We start from the raw sequence: 17,790 nt of genomic DNA on the forward strand, positions 1-17,790 counted from the left end.
CAGCCGAACAGGACCTTCTCGTCGCTCGGCTGGAAGGTGCCGGAGGTCAGCCCGGCCGCCGAGACCAGCAGTTGGCCGACCGGCTTGCCGTCGGTGCCCAGCACCTCGGCGATCACCGGCGCCCTCTCGTCCGGCGGGGTGACCTGGAGACCGGTGATCGTGCGGCAGGTGGCGTCCGGCTTCTCGCAGGCGCTCCACGTGAAGCCCGCGTAGCCGGACTTGTCGGGCTTCAGGGTGACCAGCACCGGCCCCGTGGGCCGCGCCTCGTGGGTGCCCGGCAGCACCTCCACGGTGTTGTCGGCCCGCAGGCCGCCGATGCCCGGGTAGCCGTACAGGGTGCAGGTGTGGTCGCTCTTGTTCCTGACCGTCAGCAGGGCCGAACCGGCGCCCTTGACCTGCACGGTGGCGCCGATCTCGTCGCTCCGGCACCGCGACGCGGCCGCCTGGGCGGCCATCGGATCGCCGGGGACGCTCGCCCCGGTGGCGTTCGCCTTCGGGTCCCCCGGCCGGTCGTCCGTCTCCCGCACCCGGTCGCACGCGGTCAGCGCGGCGGTCACCGCGAGTGCCAGCACACCGGCGACGGCCAACCCGACAGGTCTGCGAACGGTCATGTTCCCCCCAGGGGTGAGTCATGGTACGGGAGTTGTCACCTTGACTACGAAGGCCCCGGCGGATCGGTTCCGCCGGGCGTACGCGAACCGCCCCGCCCGGCGGAGGCCGGACGGGGCGGTGGGGGTTTCGTGCGGTGCGGTCCGTTCGCGGTGCGGTGAACCGCCGGATCCGCCGGGTCAGGCGGCCGGCTCGGCCGCCACCGGCCGGGCGGGCTTGCCGGTCTTGCGGCCGCCGCCGAGGACGTTGAAGAACACCGCCAGCGTCGGGACCAGGTAGAGCAGCCAGACCACCAGCTGGAGCACCGTCGGGTCCGGCTGGAAGTTGAACACGCCCTTCAGCAGGGTGCCGTACCAGCTGTCCTTGGGGATGGTGCTGGAGATGTCGAAGGCCGTGCTGTGCAGGCCTGGCAGCCAGCCGGCCTCCTGGAGGTCGTGCACGCCGTAGGCGAGGACGCCGGCCGCGACCACGACCAGCATCGCGCCGGTCCAGGTGAAGAACTTGGCCAGGTTGATCTTCAGCGCGCCCCGGTAGAACAGCCAGCCGAGCACCACCGAGGTGAGCAGGCCGAGCGCGGCGCCGACCAGGGGGTTCCAGCCGTCGTCGGTGGCCTGCACGGCCGACCAGATGAAGAGCGCGGTCTCCAGGCCCTCGCGGCCGACGGCCAGGAAGGAGGTGACCACCAGCGCGGTGGTGCCCATCGCGATCGCCGCGTCCAGCTTGCCGTGCAGCTCGGTCTTCAGGTGCCGGGCGGTGCGCCGCATCCAGAAGACCATCCAGGTCACCAGGCCGACCGAGATGATCGACAGGGTGCCGCCGAGCGCCTCCTGGGCCTCGAAGGTGAGCTGTGAGGAGCCGAACTGCAGCACCGCGCCGAAGGCCATGGAGAGCGCCACGGCCGAGCCGACGCCGATCCACACCGGCGGCAGCTTGTCCTTGCGCTCGGTCTTGACCAGGTAGGCGATCAGGATGCAGACGACCAGGCTGGCTTCGAGGCCTTCGCGCAGGCCGATCAGGTAGTTGCCGAACACGCGGGCTCCTGGGGGGTGTAGAGGTGGTCCGAGGGGGTGGGTTGACGGGGCAGACCCCTAGCCGAACAGGGCCTGGCCCCACCACTCCCCCGGCTTGCGCACGCCCGCCGGGCAGGCGAAGTGGGCGGAGCCGACGTGCTGGATGTACTCGTTGAGCTTGTCGCTCGCCGCGAGCTTCTGCTGGAGCGGGACGAAGGCCTTGCGGGTGTCGCGCTGGTAGGCGAGGAAGAACAGCCCCGCGTCCAGGCGGCCGAGGCCGTCGGTGCCGTCGGTGAAGGAGAAGCCGCGGCGCAGGATCATCAGGCCGTTGTTGGCGTCCGGGTGGGCGAGCGCGACGTGCGCGGTCCCGGGCATCGCGGCGAGGTCCGGCGCGTCGTGCTCCTTGGCCTTGCCGTACGGGGCGCCCTCGCCCTTGGTGCGGCCGAAGGTGTCCTCCTGGTCCTTGAGCGAGGCACGGTCCCAGGTCTCGATGTGCATCCGGATGCGCCGGGCGACCAGGTAGGAGCCGCCGGTCATCCACTCCGGGCCGTCGCCGGGGGCGACCCAGACGTGGTCGGCCAGCTTCCCGGTGTCGGTGCCCGCGATGTTGTGGGTCCCGTCCTTGAACCCCATCAGGTTGCGCGGGGTCTGCTCGTCCGGGGTGGTCGAGGAGGTCTTGCCGAAGCCGAGCTGCGACCAGCGGATGTTGACGGTGCCCATGCCGATCCGGGCCAGGTTGCGGATCGCGTGCACGGCGACCTGCGGGTCGTCGGCGCAGGCCTGGACGCAGATGTCGCCGCCGCTGCGGGCCGGGTCGAGCTTGTCGGCCTTGAAGTTCGGCAGGTCGATCAGAGCCTCGGGGCGCTTGGCCCGGAGGCCGAAGCGGTCCACTGTGGTTCCGTCCGGGGCGGACTTCTCGAACAGGCTCGGGCCGAAGCCGATGGTCAGGGTGAGCCGGGAGGCGGGCAGGCCGAGGGCCTCGCCGGTGTCGTCCGGCGGCGCCTCCGCCGAGCCGGGCACCGCGCCGGTGCCGACCTCGCGGCCGCCGGTCATCGCCGCGGCCGCCTTGGTCCACTCCTTGAGCAGCTTGACCAGCGACTCCTTGGTGGCCTTCTCGGAGACGTCGAAGGCGGCGAAGTGCAGCCGGTCCTGGACCGGGGTGGAGATGCCCGACTGGTGGTCGCCGTAGAACGGCACCTCGGCGCCGGCCTGGGTGGCGGCCACCGGGGCGGTGTCGTCCTGCCGGCTCGCCGCGGCGACCGAGCCGACGGCCGCGGCGCCGAGCGCCACCCCCGCGCCGGCCCAGCCCATGACGGCGCGACGGCTGACCGCGCCCTTGGTCGCGGTGGCGCCGGCGGCCGGCGTCCCGTTCTGCTGCTCGTTCTCCGCGTCCATCGGTGGGCGGGCCCTTCTCCTGTGCCGGACTTCTCTGCTGTGCCGGACGGTCTCTGCGCTGACCCACGGAGGCCGTGGCGCCCGGATCACGGGCGGCCACGGCGTCGGTGGGGGTACTGCGGGTAGCGGTGGGCCGTTACTTGACGACCACGGCGGCGGCCAGCTTCGACAGCGGCTCGCCCAGCGAGTTGACCGCGTCGGAGAAGGTCTTGCGCTCGGCCTCGGTGACCTTGTCGTAGGAGGTGAAGGTGCCGTCGGCCTGCTTGTACTTGGCCAGCAGGGTGTTGATCTCGGCGAACTCGGAGTCCAGCGTCCTGGCCAGCTCCGGGTCCTTCTCGGAGGCGACCGGCTTCAGCAGCTCGTAGGCCTTCTGCGCACCCTCGACGTTGGCCTGGAAGTCGGCCAGGTCGGTGTGGCTGTAGCGGTCCTCCTCACCGGTGATCTTGTTGGTGGCGACCTCGTCCAGCAGTTCCTTGGCGCCGTTGGCCATGCTGGTCGCGGTGATCTCGGCCTCGGGGATCTTCTTCTGCCAGTCCTTGAGGTCGGCCACCAGCTGGTCGGCGAGCTTCTTCTCGTCGTCGCCGATCCTGGCGTCGGCCCAGAGCGACTTCTCCAGCTTGTGCCAGCCGGTCCACGCCTGGCCGGGCTCCAGCTTGTCCTCGCGGGTGTCGGTCTTCGGGTCGACGTCGCCGAAGCTCTCGGCGACCGGCTCGGTGCGCTCCCAGCCGGTGCGCGAGGGCGAGAACAGCGACTTGGCCTTCTCCAGGTCGTCCGCCTTGATCGCGGCGGCAAAGGCCTCGACGGCCGGGATGGTCGCGTCGGCCTGCTCCTGGGCGTACGCGCGGTAGGCGTCGACGGCGGCGGTCAGGCGCGGGTCGGCGGCCGCGGCGCTGCCGCCCTCGCCGGTGACGGTGATCTTCTGGCGGATGCCGTTGCCGACCATGCCGGGCTTGCAGGCGATCTCGTACGAGCCGGCCTTGATCTCGGCGTTGATGCTGGCCTTGGTGCCGGGGCCGATGTTCTCGCGCTCGGTGACGATCTTGTCGCCGTCGCCGTAGACGTAGACCTCGGTGGTCTTGGAGCCCTTGTTGCTGATGTCCAGCACCACGTGACCGGCCGGGAAGCTGGTCTTGGAGACCTCGCACGCGCTGTCGGTCGCGTTCACCTTGACCGCGTCGGAGGCGCCCGCCTTGTCGTCCTTCTTGGACGCGCAGCCGGCCAGGGCTGCGGTCGCCACGGCGAGGGTGAGCAGCGCGGCTGCGGTGGAACGGCGGCGGGCGGACATGCGGGCTCCAACGGAAAAGGGCATGGGTGTGCCGAGGCAGTGAGGTCGGCCGGGGGCCGGCAGACCATCGTTAGCTAAGGCATACCTTACGTAAAGACTGTTTTTCGTCTACACCCGCCCCCTCAACCGTTACCGTTCCGGCGTCCGGCGGGCCGCGGCACGGGCCGTCCAGCGGCCCTCGTGGCGGCTGATCCGGATCGGGTGGCCGAAGGTCTCGCTGATCAGCTCGGTGGTCATCACCTCGCCCACCGGCCCGGCCGCGACGCACTCGCCACCGCGCAGCAGCAGCGCGTGGGTGGTGCTCTCCGGCAGCTCCTCCAGGTGGTGGGTGACCAGCACGCTGGCCAGCTCCGGGTGCTGGTGGCGCAGCAGGTCGAGGCTGTCCAGCAGCAGCTCCCGGGCGGTGAGGTCCAGCCCGGTGGCCGGTTCGTCGAGCAGCAGCAGGCGGGGGCTGGGCATCAGCGCGCGGGCGATCAGGGCCCGGCCGCGCTCGCCCTGGGAGAGGGTGGTCCAGGCGGCCTCGGCCATCGCGCGCATGCCGAGCGTGTCGATCAGCCGCTCGGCGCGCTCCAGCGCCTCCGGGGCGGGCTTGCGGTGGAACTCCGGCTCGATCGTGTTGGTGTGCCCGGTGAGCACCACCTCGCGCACGGTCAGCGGCGAGCGCAGCGGGTGGCGCGGGTTGACGTGCCCGAGGTGGGCGCGCAGCTCGCGGACGTCCACCCGGCCGAGCCGGCGGCCGAGCACGTCGACCTCACCCCGGGTGGGGTGGGCGACCGCACCGAGCAGCGACAGCAGGGTGGACTTGCCCGCGCCGTTGGGGCCGAGCAGCGCCCAGTGCTCGCCGGGCCGGATCTCCAGGGTGATCCCGCGCAGCAGGTGGCGGCCGTCGCGCACGACGTCCACGTCCCGGGTGCGCAGGAGCGGTCCGTCGAAGTCGGGGGCGGAAGTGTTCATGGGACTCCGATCGCGGCGCCGGGCAGGGTGCGGGCGGGGCGCCGCACCGGACGGGCCGGCGCCGTCCGTCCGCGTGCAGAGTACAACCGTCGACCGGGGCCGGGCCGGGCCGTCCGAGGAGTGGACTCGGCAGCGGGCGGGCGCCCCAACGGAGTTGGCGGTATCAGAGCGCCAGGAGGCCCGCCTCGGTGGGGCGCAGGCCGCAGGCGCCGAGGTAGAAGGGGCGCAGGTGCGGCTCGAAGTCCACGTGCAGCCAGGCGCAGCCGGCCGCGCGGGCGCCGTCGGCGGCCTCGGCGACCAGCCGGGTGGCGACGCCCCGGCGGCGGGTGTCCGGGGAGACCACGGTGTCGAGCAGGAAGGCGTGGGCGCCGCCGTCCCACGCCAGGTTGACGAAGCCGACCAGCACGCCGTCCGCGGCCCGGCGGGCGGTGACCCAGCCGAGGCTGTGCCGCTCCAGGCGGGCGAGCCAGGCTCCGGGTTCCACCGGGGCGCCGCCGGGGTCACCGCCGGGGTCACCGCCGGAGTCACCGTCAGGGCCGCCGAAGCCCTCGGCGTGCAGGGCGTCGAGCTCCGGGTCGGTGAGCGGGCCGCGCCAGCGGTAGTCGATCGTCACGACCGCACTGTAGAGCGCTTGTTAACTTCCGATCATTTTTTTATTGACCAAGGACACGACTTGGCAAAGTTATGACCTTTCCCCTAGCTCAATCTGACTGAACTCCGTCAATCTCTGTCGCAGCTCCTTTCCCTGCACAGCTACCCCCACCGGAGTCAGCGTGATCCCCACACCCTCCTCCCGCCGCGCCCGCATGGCCGGAGCCGTCGCCGTCGTCGCCGCCCTCGCCGGTGCCACCGTGCCCGCCGCCACGGCCTCCGCCGCCACCGGTGCCCCGGGAGCGCGCGAGGGCGCGATATCCCAGGCCCGCGCCAACGTCACCCACAACCCGGGGGTGTTCGGCTTCGGCGCCGGCCAGGGCCTCGTGCTCAAGGACGTCGTCCTGGACGCCGACGGAGCCTCGCACGTCCGCTTCGACCGCACCTTCCAGGGCCTGCCGGTGGTCGGCGGCGACCTCGTCGTCCACCAGGACGCCAAGGGCAGGCTCAAGGACTCCTCCCGCGCGGCCGCCCACGACGCCGCCGTCAAGTCCACCGTCCCGAAGGTGACCGCCCAGTCCGGCGCGGCCGGCGCGCTGTCCGCCGCCCCCGGCGTCAAGGACGCCGTCAGCACCCCCGAACTCGTCGTCTGGGCCGCCGACGGCACGCCCCGGCTGGCCTGGCGCACCACCGTCGAGGGCACCGGCGCGCACGGCGAGCCGGCCGGCAAGGTGGTCGTCACCGACGCCACCACCGGCGAGCAGATCGAGTCCTACGACGCCGAGCACCAGGCGGCCGGCACCGGCAACTCCGAGTACACCGGCACGGTCACCATCGACACCACCGCCAAGTCCGGTGGCGGCTACACCCTGACCGACCCGGTCCGCGGCCACGTCACCAAGGACGCCAACAACCTGTCCGCGAGCTCGCTCAAGGCCACCTCCGGCACCGCGTTCACCAGCGCCACCAACGTCTGGGGCGACGGGCGGAAGTTCTCCTCCGACCGCTCCACCGCCGCCGTCGACGCCCACGCCAACACCGCCTGGACGTACGACTACTACAAGAACGTCCACGGCCGCAACGGCATCAAGAACGACGGCAAGGGCGCCACCGTCTTCGTCCACGTCGGCACCAAGTGGGACAACGCCCAGTGGTCCGACGCCTGCTTCTGCATGATGACCGGAGACGGCGACGGCACCACCGACCCGGAGCAGGTGGACCTCGACACCATGGGCCACGAGATGACCCACGGCGTCACCAGCGCCACCGCCAACCTGCGCTACAGCGGCGAGTCCGGCGGCCTCAACGAGTCCACCAGCGACATCTTCGGCACCATGGTCGAGTGGTACGCCAACAACAAGGTCGACACCGGCGACTACCTCTTCAGCGACCAGTCCACCCCGCCGTGGCTGCGCCGCTTCGACAAGCCCTCGCTGGACGGCCGCTCGGCCGACTGCTGGAGCAGCGGCGTCGGCAAGCTCGACGTGCACTACTCCTCGGGCGTCGGCAACCACTGGTTCTACCTGGCCAGTGAGGGCAGCGGCAGCAAGACGGTCAACGGCGTCACCTACAACAGCCCGACCTGCGACGGCTCCACGGTGGCCGGCATCGGCAACGACAAGGTCGCCAAGATCTGGTACCGCGCGCTCACCGTCTACATGACCTCCACCACCACCTACAAGGGCGCCCGCGCCGCCTCGCTCAACGCGGCCCGCGACCTGTACGGCGCCGGCGGCACCGAGTACAACGCGGTCGCGGCGGCCTGGAGCGGGGTCAGCGTCAGCTGACGCCGGGCCGTCGCCGGGTCGTCCCGAAGACGTCCGGCAGGTGGCCGGTCCGCACCACGCCCACCGACGGCGTGTACGGGCCGGCCGGCCGCGGCACCGCCTCCACCGCGCTGTCGTGGACCGTGCCGCCGCGCGGGTCGGCGGCGGCCTCGGGCGGCCACCCGGCCTCCGGGCCTCCGCGGATTCGGACCTGTTCGAAACCCCTGGCGGACAGGCCGGTGCGGTGGCGATCATGATCGGTATGACGTCCGACAGCACCACAGCCGACACCGTCACCGCCGCCGACTCGGGCACCTGGAAGCTCGGCGACCACACCGTCCACCGCATCGGCTTCGGCACGATGCGCCTGCCGCAGACCGGCCCGGCGCTGGTCCCGCACGCCGTCCCGCGCGACCGCGAACAGGCGCTGCGAGTACTGCGCCGCGCCGTCGAACTGGGCGTCAACCACATCGACACCGCCGCCTTCTACTTCTCCCCGCTGCGCTCCGCCAACGAGCTGATCAACCGGGCGCTCGCGCCGTACTCCGACGACCTGCTGATCGCCACCAAGGTCGGCCCCGGCCGGGGCATCGACGGCGAGTGGGTCGAGCACGCCCGCACCCCCGAACGGCTACGCGCCCAGGTCGAGCAGAACCTGCGCCAGCTCGGCCGCGACCACCTCGACCTTGTGAACCTGCGCGTCCTCGGAGAGGACTCGATCGCCGAACGCTTCGGCGCACTGGCCGAGTTGCGCCGGGCCGGGCTGATCCGCCACCTGGGCCTGTCCAACGTCCACCCGCACCAGCTCGCCGAGGCGCGGGCCATCGCCCCCGTGGCCTGCGTGCAGAACCGGTACGGCCTCGGCGCCACGCCCGCCCAGGACGAACTGCTGCGGCTCTGCGGGGAGTCGGGCATCGCCTTCGTCCCCTTCTACGCGATCGCCGGAACCGGCGGCCAGAACGGCACCGGCGCCACCGAACCCGCCCAGGTGCGGGCGGTGGCCGAGGCCCACCGGGTGAGCACCGCCCAGGTCCGGCTGGCCTGGACCCTGCACCGCGGCCCGCACGTCCTGGCCATCCCGGGCACCGGCGACGTGGCACACCTGGAGGACAACATCGCCGCCGGCGCGCTGCGGCTGTCGGCGGCGGACCTGGCCCTGCTCGACCGGGCCCACCGGGCCTGAGGGCGCCGCCGGCGCTCGCGCGGCGGCGCCTCAACGGCGGGCAGGGGCGCCTCAACGGCGGGCGGGGGCCCGGTAGACGAGCTCCCCGCCGTGCCGGGCGGCGAGCTCGGTGATCAGGCCGTGGTCCGGTGACAGGGCGCAGGCGGGATCGGTGCGCGCCGGGTCACCGGTGAGGGCGAAGGCCTGGCAGCGGCAGCCGCCGAAGTCGGTGTCGCGACGGGGGCAGGAGGCGCAGGGCTCGGGCAGCCAGTCGGTGCCGCGGTAGGCCTGGAAGGCCGAGGACTCGGACCAGATCCAGGCGAGGCGGTGGTCGCGGACGTTCGGCGGGTCCAGCGGGAGGTCGTAGGCGGCGGGGCAGGGCAGGACCCGGCCGTCGGGGGCGACGGTCAGGGAGACCGCGCCCCAGCCGCCCATGCAGGGCTTCGCGACGCCGTCGAAGTAGTCGGGGACGACCCAGACGAGTTCGGTGTCGGTCCCCCGCCGCCGGCGCTCGACCGCCTCCCGGGCGCGGGCCAGCTGGTCGCGGGTGGGCATGAGGGCGGCCCGGTTGGCCAGCCCCCAGCCGTAGAACTGGGTGTTGGCGAGTTCGATCCGCACCGCGCCCCAGGCGATGCCGAGGTCCACGATCGCGTCGATGTCGTCGAGGTTCAGGCGGTGCAGGACGACGTTGAGGCCGAGCGGCAGTCCAGCCTCCCTGACCAGCGCGGCGGCCCGCTCCTTCGCCGCGAACGACCTCCGCCCGGCGATCAGTTCGGAGGAGACGGCGTCGGCGCCCTGGACGGAGAGCTGCACGCTGGGCAGCCCGGCGGCCGTCAGGTCGGCCAGCCGTGCGCGGGTCAGCCCGAGTCCGCTGGTGACGAGCTGGGCGTAGATCCCGGCGCGGGCGGCACCCGCGACGATCTCGGCCAGGTCCCGCCGCAGCAGCGGCTCGCCGCCCGAGAGGTGGACGTGCGCGACCCCGAGCTCACCGGCCTGCGTCAGCACGTCGATCCACTGATCCGTCGTCAGTTCGTCTTCTCTGGCAGTCAGTTCCAGCGGATTCGAGCAGTACGGGCAGCGCAGCGGGCAGCCGTGGGTGAGTTCGGCCAGCATCGCCCAGGGCGGGCTCACCGTAGCCATCCGCGCTCCTTCAGGTCGTCGAGGAAGACCACCACGTCCTCGGCCCCCTCGGCCGGGAACTCGGTGGCGATCTCCGGTACGGTCCGGGTGCCGTCGCACAGTCCGACGATCGCGGCGGCCTCGGTGCTGAGGACGACGATGCGTTCCGGGACGACCAGCAGGGTGCTGTCCCGCACCGGGCAGTGGCGCAGGCGCGCGTACCGGCTCAGCGCCGGTCGCCAGATCACGCCGGCGCCCGTTCGACGGCGTCGAGGAGGGTCCACAGCACCTCGCACTTGTAGGAGAGCGCCGCGATGGCGGACTCCTGCTCGGCACGGGTGCGCGCCCAGGAGAGCACCAGGGACAGCGCCTCGTCGCTGTCCCGGCGGCCCTGGTGGACGCGGGCCTTGAAGTAGGCGAGGCCCTCGGGCTCGATCCAGGTGTAGTGGCGTTCGAAGGCGGCGATCCGGGTGGCCATCAGGTCCGGCGCGAACAGTTCGGTCAACGAGGCGGCCACGGCTTCGAGGGGTGTCCCGTTGCGGCAGAGGTTCACGTAGCCGTCGACGGCGAGCCGTACTCCGGGCAGCACCTCGCGGCCCGAGAGCAGGTCGGCGCGGTCGATTCCGGCGGCCTCGCCGAGCCGCAGCCACCGCTCGATGCCGCCCTCGTCGCCGTCGCTGCCGTCGTGGTCGGTGATGCGGCGGATCCACAGCCGGCGCAGCGCGGGATCCTCCAGCTTGGCGAGGATCAGCGCGTCCTTGACCGGGATGTGCCGCTGGTAGTGGAAGCGGTTGACGATCCAGGTCCGCAGCTCCCGCGGCTTCAGCGACCCCTGGTGCATCCTCAGGTTGAAGGGGTGCCGATGGTGGTAGCGACGCTCGGGCACGGCCCTGAGCTCGCTCTCGAAGGTCGTCACCATGTGAGGACCGCTCCTTCCGCGGCCACCTCGATGCCCCGGTCCGCCAGCTCCGCGTGGAGGGGCGAGTCCGGGTCGACGAGCGGGTTGGTGTTGTTCAGGTGGGTGTAGAGGCACCGGGCGGGCAGGGCGGCGAGCCGGTCGCGGGTGGCGAGCACGGGCAGGTGGCCCATCCCGGTGGCGGTCTTCGTGGAGAACCCGGCGGTGCGGGGCTCCTCGTCGTCCCAGAAGGTGCCGTCGACCAGGACCAGGTCGGCGTCCTCGCCGAACCCGTCGGGCCAGACGCCGGTCGACGGCGCGTACAGCAGTCCGCCCACCCGCAGGGCGCTCACCCAGTCCCCGTCACAGGCGTCCCGGGCGTACCGGGGGCGCTTGCCCGAGAGCGGTTCGAGCGCGACGCCGGCGAAGTCCCGCCAGCGCAGCCGGGTGTAGGGCGCGAGCACCTCGCCGAGTCCGAGCGCCTTGTGCACGGCCTCCCGCACCGCGTCGGTCGCCATGACCTCCAGCTCGCCGGCCTCGCGCAGCCGCGCCAGGCCGAGCGTGTGGTCGAGTTCGGCGTCCGTGAGGATGACGCCGGACAGCCGGGTCCGCCGGCCGTCGGGGCGCAGCCAGGGGCAGCGCTCGATCTGTTCGGCGACGTCCGGGGTCGCGTTCACGAGGTACACCCGGCCGGGCTCGGTCTCCACGGCGACGGACGCGTGCAGCCGTCGGCGCGAGGGAACCGCGCGTGCCCCGGCACAGCCGGGGCACGCACAGTTCCACTGCGGGACGCCGCCGCCGGCTGCCGTACCGAGTACGTGCAGTCGCACAGCGCTTCCTCCCTCTTCGAGTGGTGGTCCTACCGGTACGGTCCGGTCCGGCGGCTACCGCTTGGCGAGGTAGTAGGCCGAGACCTCCAGGGACGCCTCCACCACCTGGTAGCTGGGCTTGCGCCAACCGGCTCCGCCCATCGGGGTGTTCGGCTGGTGGGTGGTGGTGCGCTCCCGGGGCTGCCGGGTACGCCGGGGCTGTTCGTCGTGACGGGTCATGACTGTCTCACCTCCGTGCTGGGACTTCACTGCTTCTTGTTCTGGTCGTAGGGGACGGCCAGGATCGAACCCGGATTGGCCAGGTGGGTGGTCGGGGTGCCGCCCTCACCGCGGACCATGTGCTGGCCTTCGCTGTCGGTGGCGATGTACAGCGTCTTGCCGTCCGGGCTGAGGGTGACGTCGCGGTAGCGGTTGATCGTCCGGTAGAGCTCCTCGTAGTGCTTGCCGTCCTTGGTGAGCCGGAAGACGGTGCCGTTCTTCATCGAGGTGACGAGGACGTCGTCGCCGAACACCTTGAGGCTGCCGGGGGCCATGGTCGGCCAGCACATGTAGGCGGACGCCGCGTCGGGACAGACCGGTGTCGTGCCGAAGTTGTGTCCGCTGTCGACGGTCGTCCCGAACGTGCTGAGCGGGGAGACCATGTCCTTGGTGAAGTCCGACTCCTTCGTCGTCGGCACCTCGGCCGGCGGCGAGCCCGGGTCGGGGTTGTAGGTGAGCTTCTCGCAACCACCCTTGGCCTGCGACCAGTTGGAGTAGACGTACGCCTTGTCGTCCTTCCACCCGGCGACGTTGGGCCAGCCGTAGTTGCCGCCCTTCTCGATGTGGTTGAACTCGTCGTCGGTGAGCGGGCCGTTCTCGGCGGTGTAGAGCTCCTTGCCGCCGAAGTCCATCCCGTCCGGGTTGCGCATCCCGTAGGCGTAGATGTGACTGCGGGCCCCGTTCAGCTCGGGGTTGTCCTCGGGGACGGAGCCGTCCAGGTTGATGCGGAGCACCTTGCCCTGGTACAGCGACCAGTCCGACGCGGCGACCTGGGCGGCGGTCGGCAGGTCCTGCGCGTGGTTCGGCAGGCAGTAGTCGGCCATGTAGTTGTGGCCCTGGTCGCCGATCGTGTAGTACAGCTTGCCGTCCGGACCGTACCGGAGCCGGGCCGACTGGTGCTGGTTGTGCCCCGACAGTCCCGTCAGGATCGGCTGCTCGTCGGAGAGTTGACCGTCCTTCGAGGTGTACCGGACGATCTTCGTGGCCGAGTCGTTGCCGTTCTTGTAGGTGTAGGCGAGGTAGACGTAGTCGCTGCCCTTGTCCTTGCCGAAGTCCGGGTGCAGGGCGAAGCCCAGCACGCCGTCCTGCCCGTCCTGGCTGTGGTAGGCCTTGCCCGTGAGGTCGAGGGCGGTGCTCTTGGCGCCGCTCTGGGGATCGACCCGGGTGACCTTGAGCCCGGACTTCTCACTGACCCAGAGCTGACCGTCGGGGCCGTAGGTGATCTCGAACGGGTCTGACAGCCCGTCCGCCACCACCTTCGCCTGCGTCTGCGCCTGCGATGTCTGCGGGGCCTGGGACTGCGCGGGCTCGGCGGTGACGACACCGGCCTGCCCTCCGGCGGTGCTGCCGCCGGACGCCGTTCCCCCGCTGTCGGAGCACGACGCGATCAGCGCGGCGGCGGGGATCAGGGCCAGTGCGACCGGGAGCTTTCTCATGGTGCCTCCCACTCGTCGCGGCGACGAGTGTCATGGTGTCCGAATGACCGGATTCGGCGACGCCTCACGGGGCCGACCGCGTACGGTGCGGCCGCCGGACGAGCGGGTCATCGCCTTCGACGGAGGGAGCGCCGTCGCCGGCGGACGGCCGTCCGGCGTCCCGCCCTCACCGTAGGTCGGCCCCCTCGGGTCCGCACCCCCCGTTGGCCCGGTCGCGTGACACGGGCGGCGGGGCACGGGCGGCGGGGCACGCGGCGAAGGTCCGCGAACCGGCGGAGGAGGGAGGCGCCGTCGCCGCCATGGCCCTGCTCCGCCGCCGGGCGCCGCGGCTCGGCCTCGCGCGGGCCGAGGCCTACCTGCTCGCCGTCCGGGACGGCGCCGAGCCGCCCGAGGAGTTGGCGGACCTCACCGAGGAGGAGGACGCCTGGCGGCCGCTCCCGATCGGGACCGTCCGCCAGGGCGTCGGATGACCTACGCCTCCCGCTCGAAGAGCAGCGCCGTCCAGTGCACCCCGCCCCGGCCGTGCAGGTCGGGACGGGCCGCGCGGTGGCGCAGGCGCAGGCCGTGGGCGGCGGCGAGGTCGATGGTGGGCTCGGGCGGGAGGTCGAACATCCGGCGGCCGGGCGGGACGGGGCCGTGGCGGATGGTGAGGGCGAGGCGTCCGCCGGGGGCGAGGAGCCGGGCGAGGGCGGCCATCGCGGGCGGGCGTTCCTCGGGGGCCAGGTGCATCCAGACGGCGGTGAGCAGCACGAGGTCGTAGCGCTCGCCCTCGGAGACGAGCAGCGGCAGCTCGGGCAGCGCGTCGGCGACCCAGCGGATGCCCCGGCCGGCGTGCAACCGTTCACCGACGGCGCGGAGTTCGGGAGTCGGCTCGACCGCCACGACCCGGTGGCCGAGGGCCGCGAGGGCGGCGGCGTCGCGGCCGGTGCCGGCGCCGATGTCGAGGACGGCGCCGGGTTCCACCGGGTACAGGTGGTGCAGGTCGCGGTGGACCTCGGCGAAGCTCACGCTCTCGTACTGGACGGCGAGTTCGTCGGCCGCCTCGCCGTAGCCCGCGGTGCCGGCCGGCCCGGTGGTGCCGTTCACCGCGCCTCCCTGGCGGCGACCGCGTCCCGGACGCCGGGGTCGCGGGGCACCGGCTCGCCGAGTTCCTCCGGCGAGCCGGTATCGACGGACAGGCCGGGCAGCCGGCAGCAGAAGTGATCCACACTCACCCGCTCAGCGTAACGAACCCGGCTCCCCCGCGCCGGGCCACGCCCCTGTACGCACCGGGTTCAGGCCACACCGGGTGGTTTCAGGCCTCGCCGGGGTGCCAGGCGGGCCATTCCCACGGGTGGTCGGCCCAGTGGACCCGCTGCGGGTCGTGCGGGTCCAGGTCGGGGAAGAGCTGGTGGACGCGCGGCTCGAACTCCTCGGGTGCGAGCGGCTCCCAGCCGTGGCCGTCGAAGTGGACGAGCCGGTAGCGGCTGTCGGTCCCGAACTCGGCCACTTCGACGAGGGCGTTGGATGTCTTGTTGGTCTCCATGCCCCTCAGCATGTGGCGCGGTGGCAATCAACGCCCGTTCAAACCCCTCTTCCGGGTCATGTCCCGGCGTCGGCGCAGTCGTTGAGCACAAAAAGGTTCGAGGGGGGCCGCTGGAAGGACGAGCGCATGACTGACCAGCCCACCGGAGGGCAGTGGCAGTGGCCGCAGAACGCTTGGCAGCCGCCGCCGGCCCCCGTGCACACCCCGCCCCTCGCGCCTCCTCCGCCGCCGAGGCGTCTGTCACGCAAGGCCTGGACGGCCGCGATGGTGGGAACGGGCGCCCTGCTGGCCTCGGTCCTGGCCATGTGCGGTCCGGGAGAGGGTGACGAGACCCAGCTGACGGCGCTGCCGGACGCCTCGCCCTCCGCCTCGGAGTCGGCGGCGCACCAGCTGTCGGCCTCCCCGTCGGCGCTCACGCCCGCGCCCTCCCCGCTGCCGCCGCCCACCCCGGGGGCGACGACGGGCGGGCCCGGCACCGCGGGCGGGCTGGGCGCGGCGGCGAGCCCCGGGGCCGCCCCGGCCGGCGACGCCCAGCCCGCCTCGGCGAGCGCCCGTCCCAAGCCGGCGCACGGCCAGCACAGCGCCGCGCCCGCCCACGGCTCGTCGGGTGCGGCCGCCCCGGCGGGTGCCGGGGCGGGGTCGGGCAGCGGCCGGACCAGCATCTGCGACCAGGCCGAGCGGGCCGGTCACTGGCCGGCCGGGTCGGACCAGGCCCGGCTCTGCCACAGCGTCTACGGCTGAGCGGGCGGCGCTCCCGCGGCCCCGGAGTCGGGCCCCGCAGCCCCGGACGCGCTCGGGGGCACGGCGGCTCCGGGAGGCACGGTGGCGCCGGGAGGCACGGACGCACCCGGACCGGCCGCGGCCCCCAGCAGCCCCTTGTCCAGCCGGGGCGCCAGCACCCGCGCCAGGGTGTCGGTGATGTGCCCGGTGTCCCGGTACAGCACCACGCCCTCCAGCACCGCCGGACAGGAGGGCCCGGTGCCGGGGCAGAGCAGCGGGCCGAGGTCCAGGGTCCGTACGCCGTACCGGGCCGCGAGCCCGCCGTCCAGCAGCGGGTCCGGCTCGAAGGCGGTGTCGCGCGGGAAGAAGCAGGCGTCGGAGCGCCCGTCGGAGGCGGCCAGGCAGGTCGGGATGTCCTTGCCGGGCATCGGGGTGTCGCCGAGGTAGGCGAGCGGGGCGCCGAGGACGGTGAGGCGGTCGAGGGTGCGGGTCCAGCCCTCGGCGCGCTCCTGCGGGCCGCCGTAGCGGTTCAGGCCGGCCATCAGCACGAGGCGCGGCTTGGGGCCGGAGGCCAGCCGGGTGAGGGTGTTCTCGCGCCAGCGGTCGCACTCCTCGAAGGTGCGGCCGAGCACGTCGTTGCGCACGGTGAGGGTGGCCAGCGGGCAGCCGGGTTTGACCAGGACCTCCAGGCCCCAGTGGCGCTGCTCGGCGAGGGCGAGGGCGGCGGAGATCCACTGGCCGGCGTGCGAGTCGCCGAGCAGCACGATCCGGTCGGGGCTGTCCTCGGCGCCGAACAGGCAGCGCGGGCTGCGGTCGGCGTTGAGCGGGATCTCGCAGCCCTGGCCGGGCGGGAAGTCCTGCCGGGCCCGGGCGAGCGGGGGCGTCAGGGTGAGCACCCGGCTGCCGGGGGCGAGCAGGCCCGGGCCGTCGACGGCACCGGCGGGGGCCGCCACCGGCGCGGCGGAGGGGTCGCCGAGGGCGCGCACGGTGCCGCCGCCGAGGGTGAGCGCGGCGATCAGCGGGATGACCAGGGCGCTGGCGCCGACCGCGAGCCCGCGCCGGGGCGCGGGGCTGCTGCCGTACCGCAGCGGCTGTTCGACCAGCCGCAGGGTGAGCCAGGCGGGCAGCGCGGCGGCGGCGGTGAGCGCGAGCAGGGTGGTCCAGGGCAGCGTGCCGTATCGGGCCTGGGCGATGGTCAGCACCGGCCAGTGCCACAGGTACCAGGCGTACGAGAGCCGGCCGGCGGCGCGCAGCGGGCGGACGGCGAGCAGGCGTCCGGCGTCCAGGGGGCCCCGTCCGGCCTCGGCGGCGCCGAGCGGGCCGTGCCCGGCGAGCAGGACGACGGCGGCACCGAGGACGGGCGGCAGCGCGGCGGTGCCGGGGAACGGCGTGGTGCGGTCGTAGAGGACCACCGGCGCCAGCACCGCCGCGAGGCCGACCCAGCCGAGCACCCGCAGCGTCCCGCGCACCGGGCGCCGCTCGGCGCGGGCGGCCAGGGCCGGGCCCGCGAGGGCCGCGCAGGCACCGGCCGCGAACTCCCAGAGCCGGCTGCCGGTGGAGAAGTAGGCGAGCGGCGCCGAGGTGGCCGTCCAGCGCAGGCAGAGCGCCAGCGAGAGGCCGCCGACGGCCACCGTGGCGAGGGTGATCGCCAGGGTGCGGCGGCGTCCGTGCAGGCAGCGGGCGAGACCGAGCAGCAGGACGCCCCAGAGCAGGTAGAACTGGTTCTCCACGGCCAGTGACCAGAAGTGCTGGAGGGGGCTGGGGTCGCGTTCGGCGGCCAGGTAGTCGGTCTGCTCGCCGACGAAGCGCCAGTTGGCGAACTGCCCGGCGGCGGCGATCAGGTCGCGGGCGAGGTCGGTGCCGCGCAGCGGGTCGAGCAGCGCGCCGCCGGCGGCGGCGGTGGCGACCAGCACGGTGGCGGCGGCGGGCAGGATGCGCCGGGCCCGGCGGGCGGCGAAGTCCCCCAGGCCGAGCGGGCGGCCGATGAGCAGGCCGGTGATCAGGAAGCCGGAGATGACGAAGAAGACGTCGACGCCGACGTAGCCGCCGGTGAGGCCCGGGACGGCGGAGTGGAAGGCGAGGACGGAGAGCACGGCGAGGCCGCGCAGCCCCTCGATGTCGGGGCGGAAGGCGGTGCGCCGGCGGGGCTGCCCGTTCTCGGCGACGGTGGCGTGCCGCCGGTCGGCGGGGCTCCGGTCCACCCGGACGACGCCGGGCAGCAGGTGGGTGCGCGTC

At 73.4% G+C, this 17,790-nt stretch carries 20 protein-coding genes; 4 read left to right on the forward strand and 16 right to left on the reverse strand.

All coding sequences use genetic code 11. The features are described 5' to 3' along the window. From ACFRMQ_RS22665 to ACFRMQ_RS22690, 6 genes are all read right to left on the reverse strand, one after another. The coding region (locus tag ACFRMQ_RS22665; RefSeq protein ID WP_380732366.1) for a DUF4232 domain-containing protein at window positions 1-611 on the reverse strand (611 nt) is incomplete at its 3' end. A 177-nt stretch (window positions 612-788) separates the two neighbouring features. Next, window positions 789-1,640, reverse strand: coding sequence for an iron uptake transporter permease EfeU (gene efeU, locus ACFRMQ_RS22670; RefSeq protein WP_380732367.1), 852 nt, complete (start codon window positions 1,638-1,640; stop codon window positions 789-791). A 57-nt stretch (window positions 1,641-1,697) separates the two neighbouring features. After that, the gene (efeB, locus tag ACFRMQ_RS22675; RefSeq protein WP_380732368.1) at window positions 1,698-3,014 is read right to left on the reverse strand and encodes an iron uptake transporter deferrochelatase/peroxidase subunit; all 1,317 of its coding nucleotides are present in this window, start codon (window positions 3,012-3,014) and stop codon (window positions 1,698-1,700) included. 136 nt (window positions 3,015-3,150) lie between these two features. Next, the gene (gene efeO / locus ACFRMQ_RS22680) at window positions 3,151-4,299 is read right to left on the reverse strand and encodes an iron uptake system protein EfeO (RefSeq protein ID WP_380732369.1); all 1,149 of its coding nucleotides are present in this window, start codon (window positions 4,297-4,299) and stop codon (window positions 3,151-3,153) included. 129 nt (window positions 4,300-4,428) lie between these two features. Further along, complete coding sequence (locus tag ACFRMQ_RS22685) at window positions 4,429-5,253, reverse strand: ABC transporter ATP-binding protein (protein ID WP_380732370.1); 825 nt, start codon at window positions 5,251-5,253, stop codon at window positions 4,429-4,431. A gap of 163 nt (window positions 5,254-5,416) precedes the next feature. Beyond that, on the reverse strand, window positions 5,417-5,866 hold the full coding sequence (locus ACFRMQ_RS22690; protein ID WP_380732371.1) for a GNAT family N-acetyltransferase: 450 nt from the start codon (window positions 5,864-5,866) through the stop codon (window positions 5,417-5,419). A 160-nt stretch (window positions 5,867-6,026) separates the two neighbouring features. Between ACFRMQ_RS22690 and ACFRMQ_RS22695 the strand changes: the two genes are divergently transcribed. Continuing rightward, on the forward strand, window positions 6,027-7,631 hold the full coding sequence (locus ACFRMQ_RS22695; protein WP_380732372.1) for a M4 family metallopeptidase: 1,605 nt from the start codon (window positions 6,027-6,029) through the stop codon (window positions 7,629-7,631). Between the two features lie 241 nt (window positions 7,632-7,872). Next, on the forward strand, window positions 7,873-8,793 hold the full coding sequence (locus tag ACFRMQ_RS22700; RefSeq protein WP_380732373.1) for an oxidoreductase: 921 nt from the start codon (window positions 7,873-7,875) through the stop codon (window positions 8,791-8,793). A 51-nt stretch (window positions 8,794-8,844) separates the two neighbouring features. Here the strand turns inward: ACFRMQ_RS22700 and pqqE are convergent, their stop codons facing one another. Genes pqqE through ACFRMQ_RS22730 form a run of 6 tightly spaced genes read right to left on the reverse strand, consistent with a single transcriptional unit; the run spans window position 8,845 to window position 13,310 of the window. After that, entirely contained in the window at window positions 8,845-9,912 is a 1,068-nt protein-coding gene (pqqE, locus tag ACFRMQ_RS22705; protein ID WP_380732374.1) for a pyrroloquinoline quinone biosynthesis protein PqqE, read from the reverse strand. Continuing rightward, window positions 9,900-10,139, reverse strand: coding sequence for a pyrroloquinoline quinone biosynthesis peptide chaperone PqqD (pqqD, locus tag ACFRMQ_RS22710; protein ID WP_380732375.1), 240 nt, complete (start codon window positions 10,137-10,139; stop codon window positions 9,900-9,902). Before pqqD ends, pqqE begins: the two co-directional genes overlap by 13 nt. Further along, window positions 10,136-10,810, reverse strand: coding sequence for a pyrroloquinoline-quinone synthase PqqC (gene pqqC / locus ACFRMQ_RS22715; protein WP_380732376.1), 675 nt, complete (start codon window positions 10,808-10,810; stop codon window positions 10,136-10,138). The genes pqqD and pqqC overlap by 4 nt, the downstream gene beginning before the upstream one ends. Next, a complete protein-coding gene (gene pqqB / locus ACFRMQ_RS22720) occupies window positions 10,804-11,616 on the reverse strand; it encodes a pyrroloquinoline quinone biosynthesis protein PqqB (RefSeq protein WP_380732377.1) in 813 nt (270 codons plus the stop codon). Before pqqB ends, pqqC begins: the two co-directional genes overlap by 7 nt. 54 nt (window positions 11,617-11,670) lie before the next feature. Next, window positions 11,671-11,835, reverse strand: coding sequence for a hypothetical protein (locus tag ACFRMQ_RS22725; RefSeq protein ID WP_380732378.1), 165 nt, complete (start codon window positions 11,833-11,835; stop codon window positions 11,671-11,673). Between the two features lie 26 nt (window positions 11,836-11,861). Next, window positions 11,862-13,310, reverse strand: coding sequence for a glucose/sorbosone family PQQ-dependent dehydrogenase (locus ACFRMQ_RS22730; RefSeq protein ID WP_380732379.1), 1,449 nt, complete (start codon window positions 13,308-13,310; stop codon window positions 11,862-11,864). A 299-nt stretch (window positions 13,311-13,609) separates the two neighbouring features. Between ACFRMQ_RS22730 and ACFRMQ_RS22735 the strand changes: the two genes are divergently transcribed. Further along, the gene (locus ACFRMQ_RS22735; RefSeq protein ID WP_380732380.1) at window positions 13,610-13,780 is read left to right on the forward strand and encodes a hypothetical protein; all 171 of its coding nucleotides are present in this window, start codon (window positions 13,610-13,612) and stop codon (window positions 13,778-13,780) included. 1 nt (window position 13,781) lies between these two features. Here the strand turns inward: ACFRMQ_RS22735 and ACFRMQ_RS22740 are convergent, their stop codons facing one another. The 3 genes from ACFRMQ_RS22740 to ACFRMQ_RS22750 all read right to left on the reverse strand — a co-directional run bounded on the left by ACFRMQ_RS22740 (window position 13,782) and on the right by ACFRMQ_RS22750 (window position 14,835). Further along, window positions 13,782-14,396, reverse strand: coding sequence for a class I SAM-dependent methyltransferase (locus tag ACFRMQ_RS22740; protein ID WP_380732381.1), 615 nt, complete (start codon window positions 14,394-14,396; stop codon window positions 13,782-13,784). Then, window positions 14,393-14,524, reverse strand: coding sequence for a hypothetical protein (locus ACFRMQ_RS22745; protein WP_380732382.1), 132 nt, complete (start codon window positions 14,522-14,524; stop codon window positions 14,393-14,395). Before ACFRMQ_RS22745 ends, ACFRMQ_RS22740 begins: the two co-directional genes overlap by 4 nt. Window positions 14,525-14,604: 80 nt before the next feature. Then, the gene (locus ACFRMQ_RS22750) at window positions 14,605-14,835 is read right to left on the reverse strand and encodes a hypothetical protein (protein WP_380732383.1); all 231 of its coding nucleotides are present in this window, start codon (window positions 14,833-14,835) and stop codon (window positions 14,605-14,607) included. Between the two features lie 126 nt (window positions 14,836-14,961). Between ACFRMQ_RS22750 and ACFRMQ_RS22755 the strand changes: the two genes are divergently transcribed. Further along, on the forward strand, window positions 14,962-15,576 hold the full coding sequence (locus tag ACFRMQ_RS22755; protein ID WP_380732384.1) for a hypothetical protein: 615 nt from the start codon (window positions 14,962-14,964) through the stop codon (window positions 15,574-15,576). On the opposite strand, the gene ACFRMQ_RS22760 is transcribed toward ACFRMQ_RS22755, so the two are convergent. Next, window positions 15,567-17,790 (reverse strand): acyltransferase family protein (locus tag ACFRMQ_RS22760; protein ID WP_380732385.1); only part of this gene is annotated, 2,224 nt, incomplete at its 5' end. The two genes, ACFRMQ_RS22755 and ACFRMQ_RS22760, sit on opposite strands and share 10 nt — an antisense overlap.

The organism is Kitasatospora sp. NPDC056783 (assembly GCF_042789895.1).
Taxonomy (GTDB): domain Bacteria; phylum Actinomycetota; class Actinomycetes; order Streptomycetales; family Streptomycetaceae; genus Kitasatospora.